25 protein-coding genes and 1 tRNA gene are annotated in these 22,865 nt (G+C 57.9%); 7 read left to right on the top strand and 19 right to left on the bottom strand.

Annotated elements, in window-relative coordinates; genetic code table 11:
* Nucleotides 1-12 precede the first annotated feature (12 nt).
* From CFI11_RS00280 to CFI11_RS00270, 3 genes are read right to left on the bottom strand one after another with little or no spacing between them, the layout of a single operon-like run.
* Complete coding sequence (locus CFI11_RS00280; protein WP_130401904.1) at nucleotides 13-549, bottom strand: biotin transporter BioY; 537 nt, start codon at nucleotides 547-549, stop codon at nucleotides 13-15.
* Nucleotides 550-579: 30 nt separating this feature from the next.
* Entirely contained in the window at nucleotides 580-1,179 is a 600-nt protein-coding gene (locus CFI11_RS00275; RefSeq protein WP_130401902.1) for an energy-coupling factor transporter transmembrane protein EcfT, read from the bottom strand.
* Complete coding sequence (locus CFI11_RS00270; protein ID WP_371687460.1) at nucleotides 1,179-1,868, bottom strand: energy-coupling factor ABC transporter ATP-binding protein; 690 nt, start codon at nucleotides 1,866-1,868, stop codon at nucleotides 1,179-1,181. Before CFI11_RS00270 ends, CFI11_RS00275 begins: the two co-directional genes overlap by 1 nt.
* Before the next feature lie 245 nt (nucleotides 1,869-2,113).
* Here CFI11_RS00270 and CFI11_RS00265 point away from each other — a divergent pair, with 245 nt between their 5' ends.
* Nucleotides 2,114-3,067, top strand: coding sequence for a zinc-dependent alcohol dehydrogenase family protein (locus CFI11_RS00265; RefSeq protein WP_130401898.1), 954 nt, complete (start codon nucleotides 2,114-2,116; stop codon nucleotides 3,065-3,067).
* 314 nt (nucleotides 3,068-3,381) lie between these two features.
* On the opposite strand, the gene CFI11_RS00260 is transcribed toward CFI11_RS00265, so the two are convergent.
* On the bottom strand, nucleotides 3,382-4,305 hold the full coding sequence (locus CFI11_RS00260; RefSeq protein WP_130401896.1) for a TauD/TfdA family dioxygenase: 924 nt from the start codon (nucleotides 4,303-4,305) through the stop codon (nucleotides 3,382-3,384).
* 144 nt (nucleotides 4,306-4,449) lie between these two features.
* Between CFI11_RS00260 and CFI11_RS00255 the strand changes: the two genes are divergently transcribed.
* Nucleotides 4,450-5,112 (top strand): hypothetical protein, encoded by a 663-nt coding sequence (locus CFI11_RS00255; RefSeq protein WP_130401894.1) that lies wholly within the window; start codon nucleotides 4,450-4,452, stop codon nucleotides 5,110-5,112.
* Nucleotides 5,113-5,147: 35 nt separating this feature from the next.
* On the opposite strand, the gene CFI11_RS00250 is transcribed toward CFI11_RS00255, so the two are convergent.
* From CFI11_RS00250 to CFI11_RS00185, 14 genes are all read right to left on the bottom strand, one after another.
* Entirely contained in the window at nucleotides 5,148-5,909 is a 762-nt protein-coding gene (locus CFI11_RS00250; protein ID WP_130401892.1) for an FkbM family methyltransferase, read from the bottom strand.
* A gap of 36 nt (nucleotides 5,910-5,945) precedes the next feature.
* The gene (aepX, locus tag CFI11_RS00245; protein ID WP_217358742.1) at nucleotides 5,946-6,836 is read right to left on the bottom strand and encodes a phosphoenolpyruvate mutase; all 891 of its coding nucleotides are present in this window, start codon (nucleotides 6,834-6,836) and stop codon (nucleotides 5,946-5,948) included.
* A 49-nt stretch (nucleotides 6,837-6,885) separates the two neighbouring features.
* Entirely contained in the window at nucleotides 6,886-7,938 is a 1,053-nt protein-coding gene (gene trpS / locus CFI11_RS00240) for a tryptophan--tRNA ligase (protein ID WP_165390148.1), read from the bottom strand.
* Nucleotides 7,935-8,870 (bottom strand): hypothetical protein, encoded by a 936-nt coding sequence (locus CFI11_RS00235; protein WP_130401886.1) that lies wholly within the window; start codon nucleotides 8,868-8,870, stop codon nucleotides 7,935-7,937. The genes trpS and CFI11_RS00235 overlap by 4 nt, the downstream gene beginning before the upstream one ends.
* Nucleotides 8,867-10,039: an MFS transporter gene (locus CFI11_RS00230; protein ID WP_130401884.1), complete on the bottom strand. Its 1,173-nt coding sequence runs from the start codon at nucleotides 10,037-10,039 to the stop codon at nucleotides 8,867-8,869. The genes CFI11_RS00235 and CFI11_RS00230 overlap by 4 nt, the downstream gene beginning before the upstream one ends.
* A complete protein-coding gene (locus CFI11_RS00225; RefSeq protein ID WP_130401882.1) occupies nucleotides 10,036-10,830 on the bottom strand; it encodes a CPBP family intramembrane glutamic endopeptidase in 795 nt (264 codons plus the stop codon). The genes CFI11_RS00230 and CFI11_RS00225 overlap by 4 nt, the downstream gene beginning before the upstream one ends.
* Nucleotides 10,831-10,844: 14 nt before the next feature.
* The gene (locus CFI11_RS00220) at nucleotides 10,845-11,372 is read right to left on the bottom strand and encodes a 2OG-Fe(II) oxygenase (protein ID WP_165390146.1); all 528 of its coding nucleotides are present in this window, start codon (nucleotides 11,370-11,372) and stop codon (nucleotides 10,845-10,847) included.
* The gene (locus CFI11_RS00215) at nucleotides 11,369-12,175 is read right to left on the bottom strand and encodes a hypothetical protein (protein ID WP_130401878.1); all 807 of its coding nucleotides are present in this window, start codon (nucleotides 12,173-12,175) and stop codon (nucleotides 11,369-11,371) included. Before CFI11_RS00215 ends, CFI11_RS00220 begins: the two co-directional genes overlap by 4 nt.
* Nucleotides 12,172-13,323 carry a phosphonopyruvate decarboxylase gene (gene aepY / locus CFI11_RS00210; protein WP_165390145.1) on the bottom strand — a complete coding sequence of 384 codons (1,152 nt, stop codon included), beginning with the start codon at nucleotides 13,321-13,323 and terminating at the stop codon, nucleotides 12,172-12,174. Before aepY ends, CFI11_RS00215 begins: the two co-directional genes overlap by 4 nt.
* Before the next feature lie 153 nt (nucleotides 13,324-13,476).
* A complete protein-coding gene (locus tag CFI11_RS00205) occupies nucleotides 13,477-13,731 on the bottom strand; it encodes a PqqD family protein (protein WP_130401874.1) in 255 nt (84 codons plus the stop codon).
* A 1,288-nt stretch (nucleotides 13,732-15,019) separates the two neighbouring features.
* A tRNA-Thr gene (locus CFI11_RS00200) sits at nucleotides 15,020-15,095 on the bottom strand.
* 45 nt (nucleotides 15,096-15,140) lie between these two features.
* Nucleotides 15,141-16,679, bottom strand: a complete 1,539-nt coding sequence (locus tag CFI11_RS00195; protein WP_130401872.1) for a heme biosynthesis protein HemY — start codon at nucleotides 16,677-16,679, stop codon at nucleotides 15,141-15,143.
* 12 nt (nucleotides 16,680-16,691) lie between these two features.
* Nucleotides 16,692-18,098: a COG4223 family protein gene (locus tag CFI11_RS00190; RefSeq protein ID WP_130401870.1), complete on the bottom strand. Its 1,407-nt coding sequence runs from the start codon at nucleotides 18,096-18,098 to the stop codon at nucleotides 16,692-16,694.
* 52 nt (nucleotides 18,099-18,150) lie between these two features.
* Nucleotides 18,151-18,882, bottom strand: coding sequence for a uroporphyrinogen-III synthase (locus CFI11_RS00185; protein WP_165390144.1), 732 nt, complete (start codon nucleotides 18,880-18,882; stop codon nucleotides 18,151-18,153).
* 70 nt (nucleotides 18,883-18,952) lie between these two features.
* Here CFI11_RS00185 and tsaD point away from each other — a divergent pair, with 70 nt between their 5' ends.
* The 5 genes from tsaD to CFI11_RS00160 are packed head-to-tail and all read left to right on the top strand — an operon-like array spanning nucleotide 18,953 to nucleotide 22,148.
* On the top strand, nucleotides 18,953-20,050 hold the full coding sequence (tsaD, locus tag CFI11_RS00180) for a tRNA (adenosine(37)-N6)-threonylcarbamoyltransferase complex transferase subunit TsaD (protein ID WP_130401866.1): 1,098 nt from the start codon (nucleotides 18,953-18,955) through the stop codon (nucleotides 20,048-20,050).
* The gene (locus CFI11_RS00175; RefSeq protein WP_130401864.1) at nucleotides 20,047-21,018 is read left to right on the top strand and encodes an NAD(P)H-dependent glycerol-3-phosphate dehydrogenase; all 972 of its coding nucleotides are present in this window, start codon (nucleotides 20,047-20,049) and stop codon (nucleotides 21,016-21,018) included. The genes tsaD and CFI11_RS00175 overlap by 4 nt, the downstream gene beginning before the upstream one ends.
* Complete coding sequence (locus tag CFI11_RS00170; RefSeq protein WP_130401862.1) at nucleotides 21,012-21,281, top strand: YciI family protein; 270 nt, start codon at nucleotides 21,012-21,014, stop codon at nucleotides 21,279-21,281. Before CFI11_RS00175 ends, CFI11_RS00170 begins: the two co-directional genes overlap by 7 nt.
* The gene (locus CFI11_RS00165; protein ID WP_130401860.1) at nucleotides 21,281-21,700 is read left to right on the top strand and encodes an EVE domain-containing protein; all 420 of its coding nucleotides are present in this window, start codon (nucleotides 21,281-21,283) and stop codon (nucleotides 21,698-21,700) included. Before CFI11_RS00170 ends, CFI11_RS00165 begins: the two co-directional genes overlap by 1 nt.
* Nucleotides 21,701-21,749: 49 nt before the next feature.
* Entirely contained in the window at nucleotides 21,750-22,148 is a 399-nt protein-coding gene (locus CFI11_RS00160) for a DUF1761 domain-containing protein (RefSeq protein ID WP_130401858.1), read from the top strand.
* 236 nt (nucleotides 22,149-22,384) lie between these two features.
* On the opposite strand, the gene CFI11_RS00155 is transcribed toward CFI11_RS00160, so the two are convergent.
* Nucleotides 22,385-22,726 carry a DUF2853 family protein gene (locus CFI11_RS00155; protein WP_130409885.1) on the bottom strand — a complete coding sequence of 114 codons (342 nt, stop codon included), beginning with the start codon at nucleotides 22,724-22,726 and terminating at the stop codon, nucleotides 22,385-22,387.
* Nucleotides 22,727-22,865: the final 139 nt, after the last annotated feature.

Below are 22,865 nucleotides of genomic sequence, written 5' to 3'. Positions count from 1 at the left end.
CCCCCAACCTGGCTAGAGCGCGGGATACGCCCGGCGCACACCCCGCGCCACCAGCGCGGCAAGCACCACCTTGATCAGGTCGCCCGGCACGAAACCGATGGAGCCGGTAAAGGCTTGTGTCAAACTCAGCTCGGCGGCAAAGGCGATCCAGGGCACGCCGATCAGGTAGACCAGTCCGATCCCTCCGACCGCGAGATAGACAAGCGCCAGGGGCAAGGTCGGCTCCCCTTTATGTTTCTCGAAAAGCCATCCGATCAGGAAGGCGGCAATCGGCCAGGACAACAGAAAGCCACCGGACGGGCCAAGGAAAATACCGAAACCGCCGCGACCACCGGACAACAACGGCAATCCAATCGCAACCAGCACGATGAAGAGCAGAAGCGCAAGACCGCCGCGTTTCGATCCGGCGAGCGCGCCGGCCAGCATCACACCCATGGATTGCGCGGTGATGGGCACACCGATTGCCGGCAAGGTGATAGGCGGAAACAACCCCAAAGCTGCCGTCAGCGCGGCAAAAAGTGCGATATAGACGATATCACGGGTGGACATGCGATTTCCCTCTTCAGTTCCGTTTTTGTTTTAACGCGGTGCATATCCGCGCGCGTCGATTGCGTCTGAAATGTCATCGGACATGCGCAACATCCTGACGACCACAGGAATGGCAACCGCGATAATGCTGCGGTCCAGGCCGCGCACTTTCTGGGCCTCGCGCACCTCATTCGTCACGGTCGCCAGAACCGGGATGAACCGCAGGGCAAGCGACAGGGCCAGGCTGACTTTTGCCGGGCTGACCCCCACATATCGCAGCACCCAGAACCCACGCTCCATCGCCTCGATCATATCCGACGCGCGCGTGGTCAGTGTCAGAAGGCCCGCAAGGAGCAAAAGGCCCGCGAACCGAGCGATGATGAAAACCGCGGTTTCCCAACTGTTCAGAACCACCTGAGCGACAAAGAGAATGGCAAGGATCCATGCCGCCGGTCGCAATTGTGCCCATGCCGTCCTAAGCGAAAAGCCCACCGCCAGATAGAGGCCGACGGTCGTGACCAGAAAGGCCAGCATGATGACGATGCTGTCGAGCAGGAACAGCACGGTGCCACAGATCGCTAGGGACAGCAGTTTGACGCCCGGAGGCAGCCGGTGCAGGAACGATGAGCCTTCGCGATAAAGATCGAACATCAGCTCATCGCCTCGACATAGCGGGACAGCGCAATTCCGGGGCTATCGTCGGCAAAGACGCGGCCCTGATCAAAGACGATGACACGGTCGAAGTCGGCAATCAGGTCCAGATCATGCGAGACGACGATGGCCGTCTGTTCAAGCGCTTCAATCGCCTCGGCCACTCGCCGCTTGTTGCGCAGATCCAAAAGCGTGGTGGGCTCATCGAAAACGATATAAGTTGGGTCCATCACCAGCACGCCCGAAATCGCAAGAAGCTGCTTCTGCCCACCGCTCAATAAATGAGAGGGATGGGTACGATGCCCCGACAGATCGTATTTTTTCAAAACGTTTTCGGTCTTGGCGGCAATGGTCGCCTTGTCAAAGCCCAGGTTTTTCATCCCGAATGCGACGTCTTCCTCAACAACCGGAAAGACGATCTGATTGTCGGGGTTCTGAAAGACAAAGCCGACCTTTTGCCGGACGGCTTTGCCGTCTTTGCGTGTGTTCAGACCGTCCACGATCACATCGCCCGATGTCGGGACCTGCAAACCATTCAGTAGGCGCGCGAAGGTGCTTTTCCCACACCCGTTGCTTCCCACCACGGCAATGCGACGCTCTTCCAGTTTGAGATTGATGTCGGTGAGAACGGTCCGCTCTCCGTAAGAATGGGTGACTGACCGGATCTCGATCATATTTCCTCCAGACACGCCTACGCCAGATGACCGCACGCTTGGTAAAGTGGCGCACGGGCGGGCTCGCCGACAGACAACGCGGCCCTGCGCTATCGGCTCTGAATTCAAGATGCAAGAGAGACCCGTGTGTGTGAGCGCTAAAACTCAACCTTTGAGCGAACTATGTCCGATATCAGACCACTAGCGATACGCATTGACACGCGATCGGGCACCCCGGATACGCACACAGACGGAAAATTTCGCAGGAAGACCAGCTTGATATGGACAATACGGCGCTGATCTACGACCGGTTTGGCCCGCCTCTGGACACCCTTCGGCTGTGTCGATCGCAGATGTTGGACCGGAAGGAGGCCGACATTCGGGTCCGGATGCGTTTCGCGCCGATCAATCCCTCGGATCTGATCCCGATTACCGGAGCATATCGCCATCGCATCCAGCTGCCCCAGATCGCAGGCTACGAAGGTGTGGGTGAAGTGGTGGAGGCGCCTGAAAGCCATGACGACCTGATCGGAAGACGCGTCCTGCCGCTGAAGGGTTCCGGCACTTGGCAACATTATGTCGATTGCGATCCGGCCTGGGCCGTACCGGTCCCGAATGAGGTTCCGGATGACCTCGCCGCGCGGGCCTACATCAATCCAATGGCCGCCCGATTGATGTTGAAAACATGGCCCGTTGAGGGGAAGTCAGTGCTTTTGACGGCTGGTAGCTCAGATTGCGCCGGTCTACTTTTGACGTGGGCGATCGGCGCCGGAGCGTCCGACGTGACCGCGGTCTATCGGTCACCGCTGCGCTCTCAGGCTCTGCAACGGAAGGGGGCTGAACCGGTGGCGATGGACGATAGCACTTCCATCATTGCCCGCGCTCGCAAGGCCGATGTCGTCTTTGACGCCGTGGGCGGGGCTTTGGGAACGTCTATCCTGGAAGCGATGCGCGAGGGTGCGGATTTCGTGAGTTACGGATTGCTTTCAAATCGACCCGTCATACCAAGCAAACCGATTGTAGGGCGGCACCAACGGTTCCATCTGCGCGAGGCGCAAGCTGGCTTTGACGCCGCCCGATGGCAAGCGGAGTTCACAGCGCTTTGGGGCGCTTTGGATCTGGTCACCCGTCCTCCGATCAAGACCTTTTCCCTTCCGCAATGGCAAGAGGCGCTCAGGGCATTTTGGCAGCCGGGGAGGTCGGAAAAACCGATGCTCGACCTTAAAAAGGTTTAGTGGCGATTTTCAGGCACAGGAATTTTAAGGCGCAAATTTGCAAATAGATCCATGCATATTTCTGGGATTTCTCCATTATATCTTACCATGAAAAATTTGAATCTGTGACTTTCTAGGTCTATTTTTCAAACTCACCTTATCGATTTTCAAAACCCAAGTACCGGTCATTCTTTTCGGAGCTACCTCTTTGAGTTTTGATGTACCTGTTCGGTCGAGATATCTCCGGCAGGTTTGCAAAATAAAGTTGTCTTGACGAATAGTTCGCGCGCGATGACATCATTTGCAGCTTGAAAACCGGGCCGATCGTCCGAAGGTCAGGCCTGAAGCGGACATGCCGGTCCATCAATCCAGTGTCGGATAAGAAGTCTTTTGGGTCCGTCTGGCGCATCCTGATATGGCGTGCGGTTGTGAAGGATCCAGGAGTTGCTTGCGACCAGAAAGTCACCGCGGGCCAACCTCATGTCGACCCTGTTATCGGGCGACGAAACGATCGCCTCGAAACGATGAAGGAAGCGCTCAAGCGGGTCAGGGATGTCAAGACCGGCTTCCCGGTAGCCCCTGATCATATAAGGCATCTTGTACCTGACACTCAGCGCAGCATCTTCGATCTCAACGAACGGATAGATCCCAAAGGTCGGCTGCCCCGCATATTGCACGTGGCTGCGATAATACGGGTAGTGCGCAGCGAGAGGTGCAAGATCCTCGGGGTAGGTCTCGACATATTGCCGCAGAGCAGTATAGGCGCTGACAAGTATCGACGAACCACCTCTTTTTGCGGGGTGGAGACAAAAGAGGGAGATCGCTCCGGGCCGGTTATCCCCGTATGAGCAATCGGTGTGCAATGATGTGTCGCCTGCCGACATCGAAAGACGCCGCTCTCCATCGTGCTTGGACTCGCTTTTCGTCACCTCGAAAAAGGTTTGGCCGTCTTCGGTTTGGGTCATCAAATCTCCGACCATCGCGGCCAGACGGTGTGAAAACGCGGCGAGCTTCTCATCGGTATATTCTGATGCTGTCTTGAGGGAGATCACCCCAAAGCCATGCCCCTTCGAGAGCGCGTGGTGCACCGCCTCTTTGATCTCGGGGCCTTCCCGCTGAAGGGCTTCAATGCCATTGATCGATAATCTCACGACATCCTCTGGCGCGCTGAACTGCGCCGCTGTCCAGAACCGGCGAGGGTCGGCATCGTCGAGGTGCGAAAGAATTTCGCTTGCAGATGTAAGACATTCGGTCGGCATAGTCTTTCGCCTCCTTTTTGTTCAGGTTTCGATGATCCCCGTGCGTTTCATTGCATGGGCCATATTCTGCCACATCTATTTCGATTGCCTTTGCATATTCGAAGATATCTCCGAAACTATTTGGGGTATTCGTGGAGATACGAAATGATCATCACTATTGTCGGCGCGGACGGAACCGGTAAATCCACGCAAGTCCGTCGGCTTCATGCCTACCTTCGCCAATCCGGGGCTGCGGTAAGTCTGATTGACAAGTGGGATGTCCTTGACGCGGATCAAAATACCGAATGCAGGTTCATTCAATCCGATCGGTTGGATATTGCGCGGTGTATCGCTGAAATGCCAGACGACGCGCGGGCGTTCTTCCTTTTCTGGATGATGGGAATTGGGTTGAAAAGCGTCTCTGATGCTCCGGATCCGCGGACGATCCATCTGATCGATGGATACTGGCAAAAGCATGCGGTGTCCGAGATGGTCCTGGGCAGCCCGACCGAATGGGTGATGGGCTTGGTGTCCATCTTTCCGCAGAGCGACCTTGTCATCTTCCTCGACGCGCCGGTTGACGTTTCGGCGGTGCGTAAGGACGGAGATTATTCGCTTTATGAATGTGGCCTCGACCCCTCCCGCTCTGTCGCTGCGTTCAGGCGTCACCAATCCGGCATTCGGGCACGGCTGCAAGCCATGGCAGCGGACGAAGGCTGGCATAGGATTGATGCGAGCCGCTCTGCCGATGCGGTCGAACGCGATATTCGCGCGGTGGTCGATGACACGTTGCGCGGGCGCGCCGCGACACCCTCGTCCGCCGATTAGGCGATCACGCCGGCGGCAGATCCTGGCAGCTTTCATCACAACGCGCTCACACAAGCGCGTCCAGGTCGGCGCGCATGGAAGTCAGCGGAATAAGGATCTTCGGGATCGAGGCGGATATCGAGCAGGAAGCCACGCGTTTCGAAAAAGCGGGTGATCGCATCAAGCGCTATGGCACGGCTGGTCCAGTCGGTGCGGGTGGACATGCTCTGATCGGGCTTCAGAACAGCATTTGCAAAGGCGAGGAAGTCGGAGAAGTGCAGGTCGGTATGTATCTCGCCGATCACCTCGTGAACGCGGTCCCAGAAAGCGGCTGGCGTGGTTCGAAATGCCGCCCATTCAGCGCCCTGGCAGTCGAGTTTCAAAAGATCGACCGGTCTACCGTCGAACGCTTGCGCAAGGGTGGGAAGCGAGACGCTTGGTACGATAAAGTCGTGCGTGTTGTAGTGGGATACATCCGTTGCGACACGTGCGGCATCCCCCTCCATGGTTCCTGTTACCCCGACAAAGCGATTGTCCTCGGCATCCAGTGCGGCAAGCCGGCAGGAAACCGAATTCAACGCGCGGGTGTTCGTAGACAAGATCGCAAAGCTCTCGGGGCTTGGCTCAACGGCAACGACACTTTCCGCGCCGCGATGCGCCGCCTTGCACGAAAATGCACCGACATGCGCGCCGATATCCAGGATGCGCAGGCCCGTAAGATCGGCGAGATTATAGTGATCTCGCTCGAACACCTTGGTCCAGGTTCGCTTGTCATTCGTTTCGGCCCGCAAAAGGGGCATCTGCGGCTCGGTGTTCATGTGTCTTGCCTCCTTGGCGGAGGGCAGATCGACGCCTCAGACATCGCAGGCCACCCAGGCATATTTGGCCTGCGCCCGCCGCAATTCGTCATCGTTGGTGATGCGGAACACCTCATCGACCGAGGCCAGACTGCCTTCCACCACCGAGACCGAGCTGCGATCGTGGATCGCGTTACATGTCGCCTGCATGGCGTGAAGCGAGGCGCGGAAATTGTGATTGGCCCAGATGACCGTCGATACGCCCCAGTTCTGAAAGTCCTGTGTCGGGGTTTGCGCGTAGGTTGTTGGAACCACGATGATCGGGCAATCCCGGTTCCAGTGCCGCATGAACTCCCGAATTTCGCAGGCGGTGAGCTTTTTGGAGTGGACAAGGACGGCGTCGGCGCCGGAATCGCAGTAGACATTGGCCCTGCGAAGCGTCTCTTCCATGCCATAGCCGGCGATCAGTGCTTCAACACGCGCCACAACGCAGAATTCCTCATCCAGCTGGCTGTCCTTGCAGGCTTTGATCTTGCCCGTGAACTCTTCGATCGGAGTGAGTGGCTGCGCTGTTTCAATGAACGAATTCGTCTTCGGGAAAAGCTTATCCTCAAGGCAGACCCCCGCGATGCCGCGCTGGCAAAGCTTTTTCGTCAGTCGCCTGGCATTGTTGAAATCGCCATATCCGGTATCCCCATCAAGAAGGATCGGAACGTCCACGGCGTCGGCCATATACTCGACGATGTCGAGGACTTGCGTCCAGGACGCTTCGTTACTGTCGCGCAATCCAAGCGATGCCGAGATAGAGAGCCCGGAGGCCCAGATGCCTTTGAACCCGGCCTCCTGAACAACCATGGCGCTGATCGCGCTATGTGCTTCCATCAGGAAAGAAAGCTCTTGATCGACCAGTATGTCGCGCAATTTCGCGCTTGGTTTCGTAGTCGTCATCTTCATCTCCTTACTCACGCGGGGCGTGCTTTCAGATGGGGTCCTCCTGTCACCGACCGGAGTGATGGTGATTGGCCTGAAGCGCGGGAGGCGCGGATGTCATCGCGCTGGGCGAGCCGTAGCCAAAAGCTGCCCTGGCCGCTGACAGCGTGCCTTCCGCGACACCTTGTGCGGTCTGGGTACAGACCGATATCTTGTCGAAAACATCTTCCGGATGCGCCAGAAGCTCTTGGATGGATGTCCTGATCGGCTCCACAGTTTCGACGAGAAGATCCACCACAAAGGATTTCAACGCGCCGTATCCCTGACCGGCGAGCTGGTCCAAGACCTCATCCGGTGCGCTGTCTGTCAGGGCACAAATGATTTCGATGAGGTTCTGCACACCGGGTTGATCGCCAGAATACGCGATGCGGTTTTCGGAATCGGTCACCGCGCGCATGACCTTGGTCTTGATCGTATCGTTGTCGTCGGTCAGCATGATGACGCCGTTCCGTGCGGCCCGGTCCGATTTCGACATCTTTGACGTGGGCGCCTGCAGATTCATGACCCGGGCACCGACGGTCGGTACAACCGGCTGCGGGATCTTGAAAAGATCAGGCGAGCTGTCGTTACAGCGGGCCGCGATGTTGCGCGTCAATTCGATGTGCTGCACCTGGTCGTGACCGACCGGAACAAAGTCCGCCTGGTACAGAAGGATGTCTGCAGCCTGCAGGACAGGATAGGCAAAAAGATCCAGCGAGACGACATCCTGCTTGCCGCCGCCTTTCGACTTGAACTGCGTCATCCTTTGCAGCTCTCCGAAATATGCCTTGCTGCCCAAAAGCCAGTACATCTCGCAATGCGCGCGCACATCGCTTTGGAAAAAGAGCGTGACCTTATGGGGGTCAAGACCGCAGGCCAGCAGGCCCGCCATGGTTTCCAGCCGGTTTCGCCGCACCTCATCGGCGGGCATTTGAACGGTGATCGCATGAAGATCGGCCACCATGTAAAACGCATCTGTCTCATCGTTTTGCGAGGCCACCCAATTCTTGATCGCGCCGAGGTAGTTCCCGATATGCGGCGTTCCGGTCGCCTGAATGCCGGAGAGATAGCGTGGCTTCATTGATGTAACCTTTGGGCACGTGATTGGACGAAGGAGCGATTGCACCTCTGCCCCGGAGGACGGGTGCAGCTGGTGCATCGGTCACCCTGCGCCGCGGTAGCGTCTGAAACGCGATGAAAGACGCGCTCGACCGTGTCATCCAGCCGGTGCGTCTGGTTTTCCACGACCTCCCACCCAAGGGTCCGGGCAAGCTCTCCATAAAGATCGTTGACCCGCGACTGAAAGGTGACAAAGCCTTCGGGACTGCTGTCACCCAGCAGGGACAGATCCTCGACAAACCCAAAGCGGCGCCTGCTCAAACGGCGATCCCGTGCGGTGAGAGGGTCGACAACAACATGAAAGCAGAGGTCACAGCGACAGCTTTCGCCATAGATATGCCGAACCAGCGGCATGGCCTTGTCGATCAGGCTTCCGGCCTGCAGGCCGTCGGCCTGGGCCAGTTCAGCCAGTTGAAGAAGCTTGATCACCGGTTTGACGCCAAAGCTCTCCAGGATCACATCCTGCCCACGGCGGAGCGCTGCATCCACCGCGGTCTTGTGAAAATAAAGGTCCGCTGCAAGCTCCAGAAGAAATGCGGTCAAGAGAAAATCTGCATCATTTGCCGCAATTGGTGAGCGCTGTCCGGGTACGCCCAGCGCGGATGCGAAACGTGTTTGCAGATCTTCATTGCAGGGATCGGCGTTGTTGACGACGGCCTCCGCCCCTCTGAACCAACAGTCCTTCGATGCCGCGTGAAGCGTTTCGATGATGTCCGTGCCGGGATGGCTGGCTTCTTCTGAGACATGCTGCCGCCAGCTCAGCCGCTTCACGGTGCGACCGGTCGTTTCTTCCATCAAGGTCTGCAGACCAGCGGCGATGGCCGACTTGCCGGCACCATCCATTCCGACGAAGCCAATACAAATCGGCGCCGTCATTTGGCGATGATGTTTCATGTTTGCCTCCGCTGCGATGGGCGTCCGTTGTCGCTGCCCAGGAAGAGCATTACGGCAATCGCGCCTGCCGCAGCGCCGTAGACGATGGCAAGGTTAAGGCCCGCCATCGCTGCGCCGATAAGCAGCGTCGCCACAAGTCCTCCCAACATCTCACCAAAGGTTTGGCTGAGACTGAGAAGCGCATAGGGCGTGGCTGTGCCTGAACTGCTGCTGCGGTCCGCGATTTTCTGGTGCAGCGACGGCACCAGAATTGCCTCTGCCGCAGCGAGGACGGCCAGACCCGCGAACACGACCACAGGTGCATCACTGGACACGACCAGGGCGGCAACCATCGCGATGATCAACGCCGGTGTTTCATATCGTTCGTATCGGGCAAAGGCGGCGCGGATCAGTACAAGCTGGATGAGGATCAGGCAGATCGCCTGAAAAGCCAGTGCCGCACCGGAAAACCGTTCATCCGTCAAAACGAAGCTGAGCGCGATGGTCATCGCGCAACCCGCAAGCACCTGCCGGGCATAGACTGCGGACAGTTTGCCCTTGAGCGCCTTGGCCAGCTCAGCGGGGTGCGCGGCGGCTTTGCCCGTTGACTGACCCTCCGCGACCCTGAGCCAGCGGAAAGTCAGCGCTGCCATCAGAACCTCTGCCCCGATGAGAAGAGAGAACATCGCATCCACCTGATCCGCCAGGACACTCAGTTGGGCCACTGCGGGTCCACCGATCGCCGCCGCGTTCAGGACGACGCTTTGCCATGCAAAGATTTGCTGCGCCTCGCCGGTGCTTCGGATATTGGCGATGATGGCCTTCATCGCGGGCCGCGTGATCGACGTTCCGATCCCAAGCAATATGGCCGACGCAATAAAGGCCGAAGCGCTTTCGGTCGTGCAAGCGAGATAGAAACCTGCGGCCTTCGCGATGCAGGCCAACGGGATAAGCAGTTTTGTGGAATAGACATCGATCAACCGTCCCGCGGGGATCAACAAGATCATGATCGCGATCGAACGCACGGACAGGAACAGCGGCACGATAAGTAGGTCTTTACCGGCGGCGGTGTGAACCAGCAGGGGGAGGACCGCAAAAAGATCGAACGCGAACACCGCGGAAACCGACAGGGCAACAAGACCGTCTTTTCGTCCCGTGCCTGCGGGCAAATGTGTGCCCGCACCCGTCATAACCCGACCTCATTCGCACGCGCAGCTTGCCTTGCAACCGCGAGGTGAAGCGAATCCTTGACCACGATCACGATGTTATAGCCAAGGTGCAGCCCGATCGCCGGAAGGACCCCGCCAAAGGTGAAGACCAGGACCGTTGCGAGGATGGAAATCACGACGTGGCTTAGATAGGCACGGCGGTCAAAATCCCTGGCAGACCAGCGGTTCATGACATGTTCAAGAACGAATGTTGCCGTGCTGGCCATTGCGCAGGCAACGGGGCCATAGGGCATGACAATCAGAAGGATAAGCCCGCGATGCAGGAGTTCCTGACCAATTGCCGAAAGCACGATTGCGCCGTTATCCAGGGCGAAACGCGATGCGGACTTTGCCGGCAACAAACGCATGAAATCCAGGTCAAAGTGCTGCCGGACCGTGTTCGCATTGATCCCAAGAAAAAGAAGCGCCCCGAGAGGAAGCATCGCCACGGCGACAGGGATGTCAGCCAGCGGTATGTCCAAAAAACCGACAAGGGCGAGGCTTGGGGCGTGAGGCAGCAGGAAACCGGTGAGGTATCTCACATCCGCACCGACACCGGTCATGGTGCGCGACGCGGCAGAGACCACCGGTGCCAGCAGCTTGAGCGCCATGATGCCCAGGAATATCGCATATAACAGCCGATTTCCGGGGTCGATGAACACCATCAGTCCTGCGAGTAGCAGATAGACCCCCAGGCCCGTTCGGGTCACCAGGGGTGGCGGCGCTTTCATACGCGCCCGTGAGCGGCGATATGGTTCGAACCGAGACGGCATGTCCGGCACTCCCGTCAGGTGTTGGCGTAAAAGAAAACAAGCGAGACGCGTTCGCCGCGTTGCACCTGTTTGGTCCCGTGGGGAACATCCGGGCCCACCACGACGACACGGCCACGCATCGGCGGAACATCCAGGGTCTGGCCCTCGAACTCCACCTCCAGCTCCCCCGAGCAGGAGGGGTCCCAATCGGGCGAAAGGTAAAGGATCGCGGCCATTTGCTTGTCGGTGCCATCGACGTGCCGCACCACGCGATGCCCTATGTCATAGTGGAAGTAACGCGCATGACACACGGTCCATGGCACATGGGCAAAGCACGAAGCAGAGATACGCTGGGCCGCGACGCTCAGAGTGTCTGCGTCGGGCTCTTCATGACCGATCATGAAAGAGGTTGTCGACTTTGGCCTTTCCGCGCTCTGCGGCCACAGATCCATGACGACTTTGTCAGGAGCGTATTCTGTCACGGGCCTGTAGTGATCGGTGGGAAGGTCGAGGTTGGCCAGCTCTGGCTCGGAGAACAGGCCGTCATGGATGGCAAAGGTCATATTACGCGATCCTCCAACGATGTTGCGAAGGCTCTTATGGTGGCGAGGTAATCTTCGAGCGCACTGTCCTGGCGACCGCAGCATGTGATGCCTTCGGAGATCGCAAGATCGTGATAGACCTGGGTCTCGCCGCAGCGGTGCAGCTTTGCAAAGCGCCACTTCTCGAAACGGGTGTTGGTTTCGCTGTTCTTGGCCAACAGGACATCGACAAGGCTGCGTATACGAAGACGCTCGCACAGGATCGCGGTGTGCAGATCTCCCTTTCGGGCCGCGCCGATGCTGTCGGCCTTGTAGCTATTGGCGTTATCCAGTTTCGTAGCCGATATGTAATTCGAGAGGGCGGCCTTGCTTGGGCGCAGGCGCTGAGGCACCTCGTCAACGTTCAGCGGAACGGCAAAGCTCATTCGATGCAGGAACTCCAGCACTTCGGTATCGAACTTGGTCCGGGAATCGTCGAACTCATCAAAGCTGTTGAGCGCCAAGATGGCGCCATTTACCGCGTTGGACGGCATATAATTGACGTCGATCCGCGTCTTTCCAACAACGTTGGCACTTACGATGTCCGCGCCATCGAAGAACGGGCTTCGGACACCAGGGCGATGCGTGATATCGTCGGCAATCACGTAGACGTCGATGTCCGAGGTTTCGTTTCCAAATCCTTCCAGCAGCGATCCACTCCAGACGACAAGATCGTTGGGTCCCGGTGCGATCAGGGCCAATAGCGTTTCGATTGTGTGCGCCGTTCGATGGGCGAGCAGATCTTCCAGTTTGTTGGGCGGTGGTGCGACGGCAAGATCGGTCATGACAAAACCTCGCTCGGGGTTTGGATGAACCGCTCGAAGGCGCGGGTGTGGCTGACGAAATCGACCTTGTCGTGGCCAACGTCACGCTTGTGTCCAGGCAGGACCGGAATGTGGATGAAGGTGGTCTGGCGTGCCCTGATCGCATCGCTCAGCGCGTCTTTCAGGGCTGGGGGCGTGGTCACGGTTACCGCCGAAGGATAGCCGCAAGCAAGCGCAACCGAGGCAAAGCGGACCGTTGCAGCCGCGGTCGGTTGGCCGCCTGTCGATTCGTATTGCGCGTTATCGAACACGACATGGACAAGGTTCCCCGGCTGCAGCGCGCCTATCGTGCTCATGTTGCCGAGCTTCATAAGCGCTGCCCCGTCGCCGTCCAAAACCACGACCGTCTTTTCCGTCTGAAGCGCAATGCCAAGGCCAATCGCGCTCACACAGCCCATCGATCCCATCTGGTAGAAATCCGCGGCGCTCTGACGATGTTGCCGAAGTTCTTTCCAGCATCCCCCGGTCGTCGCAAGCAGCGCCGCCTCACCCTCGAAAAACTGCGTGATCGTCTCAATGAAATCAGCTCTTTGATACTGCGCTGCGTTGTGCCCATCGCCGTACAATGCCTCAAGGTCCCGCGGCCCGGCTGTCGATGGTTCCGCGGCGCTCGAAAGCAGGCCGCGCGTCACCAGAAGGGCGTGGGACTTCGACAGCTCCTGCATGTCCCGGCTCGCGGTGCGCATATCTCGCTCAAGCGCATTGAGGTCGTCCGTCAGAAGCGTGGACCGAATACCCATCAGGCTCAGCATTTGTTCGGAGATCCTGCCCATCGTCAGGTGCTCAAGGCTGTCGTTATCTGTCGCGCCGCCGCGCATGCCGACGACGAACAGAACGGGGATCTCCAGGGGGCAGGTCAGCGACGTCAATGGATTTACCGCATTACCGATGCCCGAGTTTTGCATGAACACAACCGGCTTGGTTCCCGAAAGCCGAAGCCCCGCCGCTATCGCGACCGCCTCCCCTTCGCTGGAGGCCGGAATATAGCTGCAGCGAGCGGATGTTCGGACCGCCGCGATCAACGGCTGCAAAAGCGAACAGGGCACACCCACAAAGTGCGAAAACCCGGCCCTATTCAAACTGTCGACAACGTTCTCTGGATCTAGCATCACTGACATGTCCCTCGTCATGACATGAACCGTCTTTGCGCCCACCATCTCGGCAGCGCGGAAAGGCACACGCCTTCCGATCACTCCTGAAGAGCGGCGAAACCAGGTTCAAATTTGTCCTTTATTCGTACGCGCCGTACGATTGAGACTTTTCTATTTTTCGAAAACGAGACCGTCGCGAATGAGATCGGAAAGAAAACCTTCTATGTCCGACCCAATCTCACCTTTGTCGGCGTCATAAAGACCACACATCGACTGAATGAGGTCACCTTGTGTCTTCTTGCCGTCGACCATACGCCAAACATCTTCGCCAACAGCATTGAGCTTATATAAGGTATCATCAAAAACGAGCGTAAGCTCACCATGATGCCGCCTTACGAGAACTTCATCGTTGCGTGCCAATATCATTATAATGCCCTCTCATGATTGAAAAAATACAAGCGAGACGGAACGTCCCGCTTGTATTTCCGATCATTAGCCAGGCCAGACCGCACCGATGATGCTGACTTTCTTGATCTTCGGGGCTTCGTATACTTTCACTTTCTTCATAGCTTATTCCTTTTCTGGAGTAAGTTAATTTGAAAAGCAGGGAACTGATTCCATTACCTGCATGTTAATTATGAGCATAGTCTCAAAATTGTTACAAAGAAAATCTATGAATAAGGATGCTGTATTCAAAAAAAATTTTGGAAATGGATAGAAATCGTTCATAATATTATATTTGAAATGAATCAATTTTTATAAATTATTTCTTCATCATGTCAGAACTCTAAAAAATCTTTGAAAACAGTCTTATAGACGATCTCTAGATCTCAATCTGGTGAAGATGAGCACTTATTGAGCAAGAGAGATTATCTCAATTGAAGTTTATTCGAAAAGACCAGTGGCATTGACTCTATAAGTGAACCAGGCACTTTATTGAGACTGATAAAGATTGAATGCGCATTGACTGGGTCTTTATTGATCCCAGATGATTTATGACGGATTGTCTTATCCGGCTGAAGGGATCAGGTCAGCTTCCCAAGATCTCTCGCCACATTCCCAAGATCGTCCGGAGAACAAGGACAAAGCCAAAGACAAGAATAAAAATTGAAGAGGCAGGATCGATATTCGCCAGGCTAGAGGAAAACTGAACTGTGAAGGCGCCGCAAACATAGAGAATAGAGAGCGCAACAGGCGCAAACAAACAGCTCAGGCATATTCTGGTAAACATGTTGATCTGTCCCTTTTACGGCCTTGTTCAGCCGTCGGATTGTTGTCTTTTTGGTAACCACCGACTCTCTACAACCCGCATTTTCCATAAGGCTGGCAAAGCTCCGATAGAAAATCAAAGGCGTCGAAGCGCGATGGCCAAGATGAGCACATCTTCGCCGAAAACGATCATCGAATACGCTCAAGTCGCGGGGGAATTGTATCGAAAATTGCAACATCAAACGCCGGTATGAGGATCGTCTCAGCCACTTGTCAAATCATCGCGCAGACAGACCGCGGATTAGCTTAATTATCTGTCAAAGCTTCACTTCTTGCCATGGACAGGGAGCGCACCGCTCTCGATCTTCGCTACAAAAATGTCGGGAGATCACGCTCAGGACAGCGTGACCGATTGCACGGATCGACAAGAAAGCCCAAAAAAGCGGCGTTGCACGCCCTTCAGCCTCGACAGCGAGATCCAGCGCCCGGATCGTGAATAAGAAACTGGTGCCGCTGAAGGGACTCGAACCCCCGACCCCATCATTACGAATGACGTGCTCTACCAGCTGAGCTACAGCGGCCCTGGTGCGCAGCGCTTTAGCACTCCGCTCAATCGGCGAAAAGGGCTATTTTGCGTCCTCTGGCTCTCTCACCTTCGCCGGGTCATCAGGCGCAGCGGTGTCCTCTGACAACACGGTTTCCGTATCACCCGGCGTGGTGTCTTCGGTGCTCTCTGCGTCTTCCTCGACGATTTCGACCTCCGGTGGGCTGTCTTCAGGGTTATCCTCGATCGAGCCGACAATCAGGGGAAGCATCTGCATTCCGGGTGCCGTCGACGTATCCACCGCGGGCGGGGTTCTCCACGACAGGGTGTCGAAGCTTTGGCAGTTCTCGCAGACAGGGGCCCAATCGCTGTGGATGTGATGGCAGTTGTCACAGACCCATTGAGATCCTCTCGGCGCGGTCAAAGCCCGTGCCAGCCAGCCTTTGACAACCGCATCAGAGGCGCCTTCACCTCTTTCAATCGCAGCCATGATGGTGAGAACACGTGCATCGGGCTGGGTTTCGACCAGATTGCCAAGGGTCCGTCTGGCCTCCGGAAAGTCCTCTGCAGCGATATGCAGTTCGGACAAGAGGAGACGGGATTCGGGGTGGTCGGGTTTAAGCCGTGTCAGCGTCGCGAACCGCTTGATCCGCGCCTGTGGTGTCTCGTTGGGCTCGATCTCGGCAAAGGCGGCGGCAAGATCGGGATGCGGCTGCGCTTCCCAGGCTTTCTTGAGAATACGCACCGCGTATTTCGGTTTTCCCTGTTTGATATGAGACTTGGCTGCCATGACCGCAGCAGGGATCAGGTCTGGTGACAAACGGTTGGCTTCGATGGCCGCTTCACGCGCCGCGATGGGCTTTTCGTCGTCCAGAACATCGCGCGCTTCGGACAGAGCAAGAACCGCGTCCCGGCGTTTGTGCACGTCGCGCGGCAGGCTGCCGTGTTTCAGCTTGGCACTCAGCGTTGCCCGAGCGCCGCTCCAATCCTCGTTTTGTGCCTGGAGCTTGAGCAAGACGTCCTGTGTCTCCTCATGTCGGGGCTTCAAGGCAAAGGCGCGTTCGGCCAATTTAAGGGCCGTATCTGTGTCACCTTCGGCCAGTTTCTGTTTCATGATGCCCCGAACACCGACAAACCGGGTCTGTTCGTTGGAGATCAGTTGCTTGTAGGTTTCGGCTGCTTTTTTCGTGTCACCGGACATCTCAGCGGCCTGAGCCGTCAGAAGCTGGGTCAGTTCCGGCTTTTCAAGATATTTCTCGGCTTTTGCTGCTTTTGCCATGGCAAGCCTGCCCTCACCAGACGCAAGCGCCATGAGCCCTTCTGAAAGCGCCTGAAATCCTTTTCGCTCGCGATTGCGATCGAAATACCTGGAAATCGCCGTTTCATCCCCGTTCAGGAAACGAAGAACCGCCACGAGCAGAGACAGCAGCTTGAGGAAGAGCCAGACAAGCACCACGACCATGACCGCCGCGATCACGGATTGTAGCGGGCCTAGTGTGAATTCGGTGCCCGCGACGGTGATCTGAACGCCGCCCTGGGATTCCAGCAGATAACCGGCCCCAAGCGTCAGACCCGCGACGATCGCGACAAACAAAAGTATTTTGATCAATGACCACAGCATCTGTGAGCCCCTTTAATTGGTCGTCAGGCTTTGAGCCAGATCATCGGCGGCAGCCTTCGCCGCCATACGCGTCTCGGCTTGCGAAACCCATCCGGACAATGCGTCCTGCGCGGACGCCGGCAATTCCAGCGCAAGCGACAAGGCGTCGGAAAGCTGGCCGTCGGCAACGGCTGCTTCCATTCGGGACAGGACCGCATCCGCGCTATCCCCATCCTGCGGTGTCACCGAACGCGCGCCCAGCTGCCGGGCGAGAAAGCTGCCCAGACCGCCATCATCCGATGCCCCGTCGGCCCGGGCCGCGGCCAAGGCTTCACGCGCGGCGGGCGGGAAGGCAGCGCGCAACGCGGGTAGGGAAACAACACCCTCCGCCGCATTTCCACTCAGGACATCCGGGATGGAGACACCGGCATCAGCGACCCCGGCAAGGGCAGCTTCGTAAGGTGCTCCGGTCTCGATCGCCGATTGCACCTGCGTCAGTGCCCCGCGTGCAGCGGTTATGCGGGCGGCTTCAGCAGCAGCGGCTTCCTTGGCTTCCGCGTCGGCAACCATAGCTTCGATCGCTTCACGCTCTTGGCTGAGACTGTTGCGGACATCGGCAAGCTCTTGTTCAAAAGCCGCCACCGCAGCATCCGAAAGGCCTTCGGATATCGGGCGTGCTTCGAGATCGGTCAGTCGCGCTTCCAAAGCGGAAAGCCGCTCCGCCACTCCGTCGATTTGTGGGGTCAAGTTTGACACCGCATCGGCGTTTTCGGAAACGCGGGCTTCAAGCGGTGCCAGATCGGGCGGCGCGAGTTCGCCAACCCGCGACGACAGATCGTCCATGGCAGCCGATTGCTCTGCCAGTTGCGTTTCAAGGGCCGCGATGGCCGGGGCTGGATCGGCAGGGCGCAAGCCTTCGGGAAGATACGGGGCCAGGATGTCCGTGCTGGCGACGAGAAATCCCAAAATGGCGGCTACGACACCGCCAATGAGTGCAGGAAAACCGCCGCCGCGACGTTCGACCACCCGCTCGACCACTTTCTCCGGGGCCCGAGGCTCTGCCTCGACTTCACCTGGTTCTGTATCCTCAACCTCGCGGGCCTCGACCTCCGGCTCCTCCGGTTGGGGAAGATCGGCGACCTTGTCATCCTGATCAAACGGTTGATCGGTGTTTCCCCACGGCCCTGCCGCGGCAGTGTCGGTTGTTTCGGGTTCGACAGTATCCGGCGTATCGGGCTTCCCCGCGTCCTCAGGATCAAGAATGTCCAACTTCGCCTCGTCGCTCAGCGGATCGGTATCGGCAGGCTCTTTCGGCTCTGGTTTCGGGTCCGGGTCGTTCTCATCTGTCACCGCCGTCTTGGTCTCAGGCGTGTCGCTTGACTGGTCTGGGAGGTCTTTCAACTCGTCCGGCTCAGGTTTCGGTGTTTGTTCCTTGGCCACCCCAGTGTCCTCTTCGAATCTGGCATCGAACCGCGTGATGCACCGTTGGACTTTAGTCCGCGCCCGGTCCGCTCTCAACCCGGCATGCTTGATTAACCATGTTTTCGACCACTTGGCGCATCTCGGACGCCGTTGGCGTAGGCGCGACGTCAATCCGTTGCGCGCGCAGGTCCAAAGGCTGCGCCACCGCATCGCTCATCGCCGCGACCCAGAATTGGGGATGTTGTGGAACCAAACGGGACAACAACGTCGCGCTGCGCGGCGAAAAGACCGGAGCAATCACGACGGGGGCAGCGGCGATGGCCGACAGTGCCACATCACTGAGGGGACGGGTTTCGGCGTCATAAAGGATCTGTTCAGTCGTGAAACATCCCGCAGCACTCAACCGGCTGGCGACGTTGCCTCTTGCATGACGACCGCGCAAATGGATCAGGGGACCTGCCAGATTTACTTCGACAAGGCGTGCGACGAGTTCCTCGGCATTCCGGCCTTTTGCAGAAGACACCCAACCCATATCAGCGGCAAGGTCCGCCGTTGCCCGGCCCACGCAATAGGCTGGCATTGGCCGAGGGGGCACGCCTGCTATCCGCACCGCATTAGAAGACGTGAAGATGACCCCGGCCGCGTCTTCAAGGCCGGTCGGTTTCCCGATCTGGACGATCTCAAGAAGCGGGGACATCACCAGATTGACGCGAGACAAAAGCCCCTCTCCCAACCGGTCCGCGAACGCCGCCGATGAACGGCGAGGACGGGTCAAAAGCAGCAGCGGTTTGGGTGATGTCATCAGGGGCGGGATTGTTTGCGCGATAGGACGGTGATACCTGCGAGGACACCGCGAGACAACGGGCATTGCAATGCACGAAACGCACATCATCCTAGGTATCGAGAGCAGCTGCGACGATACGGCGGCAGCCGTTTTACGGCAGACAGGCGATGGCCCTGCGGAAATCCTGTCCTCTGTCGTACATGGTCAAACTGATCTGCACAGCGCCTATGGCGGGGTCGTGCCAGAGATTGCGGCCCGCGCCCATGCCGAAAAGATCGACACCTGCATTCGTGAAAGCCTGAGCGTCGCGTCTGTCACGTTGGACGATCTTCATGCGATTGCCGTCACGGCGGGGCCGGGCCTGATCGGTGGCGTGATGGCCGGGGTTATGTGTGCAAAGGGACTCAGCGCTGCCACCGGGCGACCGTTGATCGGTGTAAACCATCTTGCGGGTCACGCGCTAACGCCACGGCTGACGGATGGCGTATCTTTTCCCTATCTGGTGCTTCTGGTGTCCGGCGGGCATTGTCAGTTTCTGATCGCACACGCGGCGGACCGATTTGACCGGCTGGGCGGGACGATTGACGATGCACCTGGCGAGGCGTTCGACAAGACGGCCCGGCTTTTGGGGCTGGCCCAGCCGGGTGGGCCGTCGGTGGAGCGTGAGGCTGAAGCCGGAGATCCCGAGCGCTTCCGCTTGCCGCGCCCGCTGACAGACCGCGCGGATTGCAACATGTCATTCTCCGGACTGAAGACCGCCATTTTACGCGCGCGGGATAAAATCGTCGCCGAAAAGGGCGGCCTGACGCGACAGGACCGCGCGGATTTGTGTGCGGGCTTTCAGGCCGCAATTACCGATGTCATCGTCCTCAAAACCCGGATCGCGTTGACGCTTTACCTCCAGAATGCTCCGGCGGAACCGGTTTTGGCCGTCGCAGGCGGCGTGGCGGCAAACAAAACCATTCGTGCGGCCTTGGAACGTCTCTGCGCGGAACGGGATGTGACCTTTGTGGCACCACCCCTATCGCTTTGCACCGACAATGCCGCGATGATCGCCTATGCCGGGCTGGAACGGTTTCGCGCCGGCGATGTGGACGATCTGTCTCTCACGGCGCGCCCCAGATGGCCCCTTGATACGTCCCGGCCCGCGCTTCTTGGAAGCGGTCGCAAGGGGGCCAAGGCATGAGCCTTGGGGTGCTCGGCGCAGGCGCGTTCGGAACTGCGCTGGCCATAGCGCTTTCGGAACGGCAAGAGATCTCTCTTTGGGCGCGGGATCCCGATCAGGCACAGGCAATGGCGCGCGCGCGCACGAACGAGCGCTATCTGCCAGAAATCGTTCTTCCAGCGCGGATCGCGATCACGGCCGAGATCCACGATCTGTCCCGGCATGATCTGCTTCTGCTCGCGGTGCCCATGCAGCGCCTGCGCAGCGTTTTGCGAGAACACCCAGAACTCTTCGCTCACAAAACCCTGATCGCATGCTGCAAGGGCATGGAATTGGGTACGACGATGGGTCCGGTTTCGATCCTCGAGGAATGCGCGCCGTCCTCAACCCCCGCCCTTCTGACCGGCCCCAGCTTTGCGCGGGACATTGCCGGTGGTCTCCCCACCGCCCTGACGCTTGCCTGTGCCGATCCAAAAGTGGGCGCCCGCCTGCAGGACAAACTGAGTACATCGACACTCCGGCCTTACCGCACACAGGATGTCATTGGCGCGGAGCTTGGCGGTGCAATGAAGAATGTCATCGCGATTGCATGCGGCGCGGTCATGGGTGCGGGCCTCGGGGACAGTGCCCGCGCGGCCCTGATGACACGCGGTTATGCCGAAATGGAGCGGCTTGCACGGGCGCAGGGGGGACAGCCCGAGACGCTGGCGGGCCTGTCCGGCCTTGGGGATCTGGCGCTAAGCTGTACCTCTGATCAGTCTCGCAACTACCGTCTGGGTCTTGCCTTGGGCCGGGGCGCGGATTTTGATCCGACCGTTACGGTCGAAGGTGCGGCAACGGCGCGGGCGATTGACGCCGGTGCCAAGAAAAACGGGCTTGATCTGCCCATCACTGCCGCTGTTGTCGATCTGCTGGACAAACAGGTGACGTTGGCTGATGTCATGAAACGGCTGTTATCGCGACCTTTGAAGGAAGAAGGACCATGCTGATTGCTCTGATCGCCCGCGACAAACCGGGCGCCCTCCAGATCCGCAAGGACACGCGCGCCGCGCATCTTGCCTATATCGACGAAACCGGTGTGGTCTATCAAGCGGGGCCACTACTGGAAAACGAAGAGATGATCGGCTCTCTCATCATTCTTGATGTGACGGATTTGGCCGATGCGCGTGCCTGGGCCGACGAAGACCCCTATGCCAAGGCGGGCCTGTTTCAATCGGTCGAGCTGATTGAGTGGAAAAAGGTGATAGGCTAATGGCGTATTGGCTGTTCAAGTCCGAACCGGACACCTGGAGCTGGGACCAGCAGGTGGCAAAAGGGGGAGATGGCGAAGAATGGGATGGCGTGCGCAACTATCAGGCCCGCAATTTCATGCGTGAGATGAAAATCGGGGATCGCGGTTTCTTTTACCATTCCCAGACCGAAAAGGCCGTTGTCGGTATCGTCGAGGTGATCGCAGAGGCCCATCCCGACAGCACGACCGACGATCCAAGGTGGGAGTGCGTGGATATCAAGGCGATCTCGCCTGTGCCCAAGGCCGTCACGCTCGAACAGATAAAGGCCGAGGAAGAGTTGGCTGACATGGTGCTGGTCAAGAACTCGCGCCTTTCCGTGCAACCGGTGAGGGACGCGGAATGGGCCCATATCTGCAGGATGAGCGGACTTTCCGACTAGTCACATCGACCCTTTTTCCGCCAGACTGACAGGAAAAAGGGAGGGACATATGGAAGTCTTGAACGTTCTTGCAGCCGCAACCGGATCATTTGCCTTTGGCGCCATCTGGTACACGGTTTTGGCCAAACCCTGGATGGCCGCATCGGGTGTAGAGGTCAATCCGGATACCGGTCAGCCTGCCAATGCCTCGGATCCGATCCCCTATGTAACCAGCTTTGTCTGCTGCATTCTGGTCGCAGGCATGATGCGCCACGTCTTCACGCTCAGCAATATCGACACGATCGGCGAAGGCCTCGTTTCGGGGTTCGGGGTTGGACTGTTCCTGGTCAGCCCTTGGATTGCGACCTTTTACGGCTTTGGCGGACGGCCACGGCAATTGACGTTGATTGATTGTGGATACGCGACGGGAGGTTGCACCATCATCGGGGCAATTCTGACGCTGTTCTAGACAGCCATGCCAAAGACGAAAAAGGGGTTCTAGCACCCAATGCCAGAACCCCCTGCACCCCACGTGCTCCCAAACTCACCACACGTGTTCGAATTTCGGTTCCGGTCGTTCTGGCCCGGTAACTATGAGATAGCAAAGACAAGGCGGTCTTACAAACTTCGAATATGTGCAATGAGAGCTAAAAGAAAAACGCCCGCTGCAATCGCGGGCGTGCAATTTTCTGGAAACTCAGAGGATTAGCCGTAGACGGCTTCCTTTTTGAAGTGCTTGGTGAGCATGTAATAGATCACCGCCCGATACTTGTTCCGTTCAGATTTTCCATAGGTTTCGATAGCAGAGTTGATCCCATCCATTAACTCTGGCCCGTCCGAAAGACCCAGCTTCTTGATCAGGAAGTTGTCCTTTACGGTTTCAAGCTCGCCCGGCTGCGAGCTCGCGACCGTTGACGCATCTGCGTTGTATATGGACGGACCGCAGCCGATGGTGACCTTTGTCAGCAGGTCCATATCCGGCTCCATTCCGCACTTGTTCTTCAGGTCGTCCGCGTAGCGCGCGATCAACTCGTCCCTTTTGCCCATCTTTTCCTCCCACCTGTTCTGGTTTGATTTCTGGTGATAACGGCGCAGACGGTAGACGCTAATTGTGCCAATACAAAGGATAATCTTTGTATTGAGCGGCGGGCTGTCGATGCGCTCGGCAAAAAACTGGCCAAACCTT

This window comes from Thalassococcus sp. S3 (genome assembly GCF_004216475.1).
Lineage (GTDB): Bacteria > Pseudomonadota > Alphaproteobacteria > Rhodobacterales > Rhodobacteraceae.
Note: the sequence above shows the minus strand (reverse complement) of the source record. Positions and strands in the feature narration are given on the sequence as shown.